Raw genomic sequence first — 3,912 nt, 5'->3', positions numbered from 1 at the left:
ATGATGGCCATAACCGAAGAGTGAAAACAAACGATGGTTCAGGCCTAAGTTATTCGATGTACAGCTTATCTGGTCAGCTAATGTTTAGAAAAGTTGGTGGTGTTAACAAAGATTACTATCGTTTAGGAAGTAAATTAGTCGCTACAAAAAATGCTAGTGTAGAATATATTCATACTGACTATCTAGGCAGCCCTGCTGCATTTAGTAACTCATCAGGAGTGATTAACAAAACGCTACACTCTCAACCTTTTGGTGAAACGATTGGCACACAAAGTGACGATGTAGGTTATACCGGACATAAGTTTGATACTGATATTGGCTTAAGCTATATGCAGGCACGATACTATGATCCAGTTATAGGTCGTTTCTACTCTAATGATGCTGTTGGGTTTATCGGGCACATGTCTCGTGGCAATCCAGTTCACGGTTTTAATAGATATATTTACGCATATAACAATCCCTATAAGTATATAGATCCTGATGGTAATATATCGTTTTTAGTTAGTCGCCCAATTGATAATACTTTCGTCGGTGCTGTCGCCAATCATAACTTTATTGTTTCAAATGCTAGGTATGTTGGAGATTCAAAAGCGACGGTGCATTCTTTTGGAAATAATGGTAAAGGGATTATGGGGAAAGTTGACGGTAAAACCTTAGGGGATTCCAGCACTACAAATGCTACAGATAGGAAGGCTTGGGAATCACTTCATTCTGGCATGAGTGATTTAGGTGACCATATAACTCAACTTGAAGGAGCAGATAAAGTTATAGATGCTAAAGTTGATAAGGCTGCAAATTCAGTAGTCGAAAATAAGAAATATTCTTATACTGGGATAAATAGTAATAGTGCTGCTTCAGCAGTAGCAGATAAGGCTCAAGGTTCAAAAGTAGCTCTTCCTGATAGTATTAAAGCCTCGCCTGGTCATGGTAACCGAAATGAAGTTGAATTTAGAAATCAAGAGAGAAATTAATATGCCAATTTATATATTTTGTTTGGTAGCGATAGTAGATGTTTTTACTTTACTTACATTATTTCCTACCCCACTTCGTCGTTTGTTATTAAACTTTATTGATTTAAGTGATGGTTCTGGGTTAATTAACTTTGCACTAGCTTTTATCGTAATAAATGTTTTAGCTTTAATAAGTTTACTAATACCAGAGTGGAGAGAACGTTTACTAAATGAAAATTTGAAATGGTTAGTAAATTTTTGTTTAGTAAGTATAACTATCTATAGCGTAATAGGCCTCATCGCATTGTATGAAATGTATATAGTTGGTCTAAAATAAAAGGGGTCGGTGACACTTGAGAGCTATTCTCATTTCGTCCTCTTATTTATTTGAATCCAAAGCCCTTTGCGAAGTGACACCGTATAATCACTTCACAGGGGCTTTATTTTTGGCTGCTTTTGAAACCAAAGCGAGCTAATTATTAATGCGCTCAGCTTGTAAATTCATTGAAGTGCTCTGCACTATAAGGTACTGTAATAATTAAGAATTATTGTGAGTATCTATGCTTCCTAGTTCGTATTAAGTTATATGCAGGCACGATACTATGATCCAGTTATCGGGCGTTTCTACTCTAATGATCCTGTTGGTTGGAATACTAGAAACCCGATACATTCATTTGGTAGATATACATATGCCAATAACAACCCATACAAATATACCGATCCGACAGGTATGGAGGGCGAAGATACATATAAACAAGAAATTAAAAAACCAGAATTAAAGACTCTTACAGCTGAAATTGATATTGTTGTTTCTGTAAAAACTTCACCGACTTCTGACTTATCTATAGGCTTAATATCTGGAAGTGAATCAAAAAATAGCTCTATTGATTTAGGAGGCGTAGTTTCACTTGGTGAACATGAAAATCTACAAACTGGTGAAAAGACAACGTCAATAAAAGGATCTGGGGGATTATTGTCATCCTCGATAAATTCGAAAAATGAGCTTACGGTTGCAGCCCAATTAGACGTGAAGGTAGGAGCAATTGCGATTGAAGCTAAAACTAATCTAGGGGATGCTGTAAACAACGCTACTACTCTCCTCGATAGATTACGTGATACCCTAGAATCAACAGTTCCAAGTGCAGGGATAAACTAATTATGAAAATATTTATATATCTATTTATTAGTATTTTAAGTCTAACAGGAGTTGCTAATGCTGAAACGAGCAAGAGCCAAGATGATGTGCTTTTACGATATGAAAAATTAAAGGTACTAGCTGTTAAAGGTGATCTTGACAGCCAATATGAAATTTGGAACTTTGCTAAGAATAATCGGCCTAAATTAGATAATCACCTTCGTGAAGCGTTTAGTTTTATAACTAAAGCGGGACAAGCAGGACATGTTGAAGCACAGTTCACTATTGGTTCTATGTATCAAACAGGAACAATGCGGGAAAAGAATAGTGATGTTGCTCTAAGCTGGCTTCTTGGAGCGGCTAATAACGGTCATAAAAATGCGCAACTTCTTACGGCCAATAATTATGCAAATAGAGCTGTAGACGCAGATAATGATGAAATAAAAAATAAAAATGAAAAGCTAGCTGTATATTGGTATGAACAATCAATTAAAGGTAATAATGTACTAGCTATTAAAGCTTATGGGGTATTTTTATTCGTATTAGATCATTTTTCCGAAAAAGCAAAAACTCTGTTAGAGCAAGCCGCAGGCAGTAATGATTCTGGAGCTATGCATATGCTAGGTAGAATGTATTCTCATCGATGGAGTGATAACAGAGGGGATACTGAGTTTGAACTTGCCCATTCATGGTTCGAGAAAGCTAAACAAAATGGGTATAAATCCCAGTCATTTATCGATGAATTATATGAAAAGAAAAAGAACTACTTAGAAAGAATAACAAAAGAGAATAAAGAGGAAAAATAACTTAGACGTTGAAAGCTTCCTTTTTAAATTTTGAATCCAAAGCCCCTTGTGAAGTGCCCCAATATTAGGGAACTTCGTAAGAGGCTTTATTTTTGGCTGCTTTTGAAGCCAAAGGGATTGAACATGAGCCTAGCGTCCTGCTTACCTAGCGACTCAATCGAGCTATTTTATCTTCTATGTTCTTAGGGCAAAACCTCCTAAGGTGCCCATCTATAAATTTAAGTTCAACCAAGCTAAGTTCTTCTGGTGTTAGTATTTGTTCTAGTAAGTCATACCAAGCTTTGATAGCTTGCTGTTTATATTCTTTGTCTATATATGAATGCATTATTTCTCCTATTAGTTATTTATGACCCGTTATTAAGGTCACTCGTATTAACGGAGGAGTTTGGCAATTAGTACCAATAGAATTTAGAAAATTACTGTGGCTTTATTTTTGGCTGCTTTTGAAGCCAAATTAGAGTTGTTTTTCTTGCGTAAAATCAACTTGATATTTATCATTTGCTAGTTGTAGCCGGCCAAATTAGCATCGTACATTTTGCCAAATTGTTCATCGAACGATTTGGCAATATTTGGGCTAGTTTCCCAAGATCTCATCGTACGATATTGGCGACTTGCCAAATTTAAATCATAAGCTTTACCAAACCTCATCATAAGATTTCCCTAAATCCCGTCATAACTATGATGCAAACGGTTTTTTAGTGATCACTTTTATCACCTATATTTTTCTTTTATTGTCATTTTTTCAAAAAAGGTTGATCGTTTTGGTCACCATAATTTTATTGTCAAAACCCATTCAGGGGATTTTTAGCCTCTGATTGGGTTATGATCTTGCTGAGCTTTTAAATAATAGTGTTCATTTTATCCTCTAAGTTTCTACTCTGATCATCCGTTATATATTAGGCGACAATTAGCTTGGCCGGGTCGCGACAATTAGGTTGACCGGTTTTGGTACACTTCAGATATATCAAATTTAATAGAGAAAGATATGTCTGGAAAACCCATAACCAAGCAACAGGTTAAT

5 protein-coding genes are annotated in these 3,912 nt (G+C 35.7%); 4 read left to right on the top strand and 1 reads right to left on the bottom strand.

Going from position 1 to position 3,912, the window contains the following annotated elements; genetic code table 11:
* The 4 genes from ESZ26_RS19515 to ESZ26_RS18755 form a co-directional block, all read left to right on the top strand.
* On the top strand, positions 1–971 hold a 971-nt coding region (locus tag ESZ26_RS19515; protein ID WP_146910730.1), incomplete at its 5' end, for an RHS repeat-associated core domain-containing protein.
* Positions 937–1,287, top strand: coding sequence for a hypothetical protein (locus ESZ26_RS18765; protein WP_146801307.1), 351 nt, complete (start codon positions 937–939; stop codon positions 1,285–1,287). The genes ESZ26_RS19515 and ESZ26_RS18765, both read left to right, overlap by 35 nt.
* A 249-nt stretch (positions 1,288–1,536) precedes the next feature.
* A complete protein-coding gene (locus tag ESZ26_RS18760) occupies positions 1,537–2,106 on the top strand; it encodes an RHS repeat-associated core domain-containing protein (protein WP_146801305.1) in 570 nt (189 codons plus the stop codon).
* 2 nt (positions 2,107–2,108) lie between these two features.
* Positions 2,109–2,891 (top strand): tetratricopeptide repeat protein, encoded by a 783-nt coding sequence (locus tag ESZ26_RS18755; protein WP_146801304.1) that lies wholly within the window; start codon positions 2,109–2,111, stop codon positions 2,889–2,891.
* Between the two features lie 501 nt (positions 2,892–3,392).
* Here ESZ26_RS18755 and ESZ26_RS19310 read toward each other — a convergent pair.
* The gene (locus ESZ26_RS19310) at positions 3,393–3,542 is read right to left on the bottom strand and encodes a hypothetical protein (protein ID WP_170246420.1); all 150 of its coding nucleotides are present in this window, start codon (positions 3,540–3,542) and stop codon (positions 3,393–3,395) included.
* Positions 3,543–3,912 lie beyond the last annotated feature (370 nt).

It is taken from the genome of Colwellia hornerae, assembly GCF_007954355.1.
Classification (GTDB): domain Bacteria; phylum Pseudomonadota; class Gammaproteobacteria; order Enterobacterales; family Alteromonadaceae; genus Colwellia_A; species Colwellia_A hornerae.
This window is presented reverse-complemented; position numbering and strand designations above follow the sequence as displayed.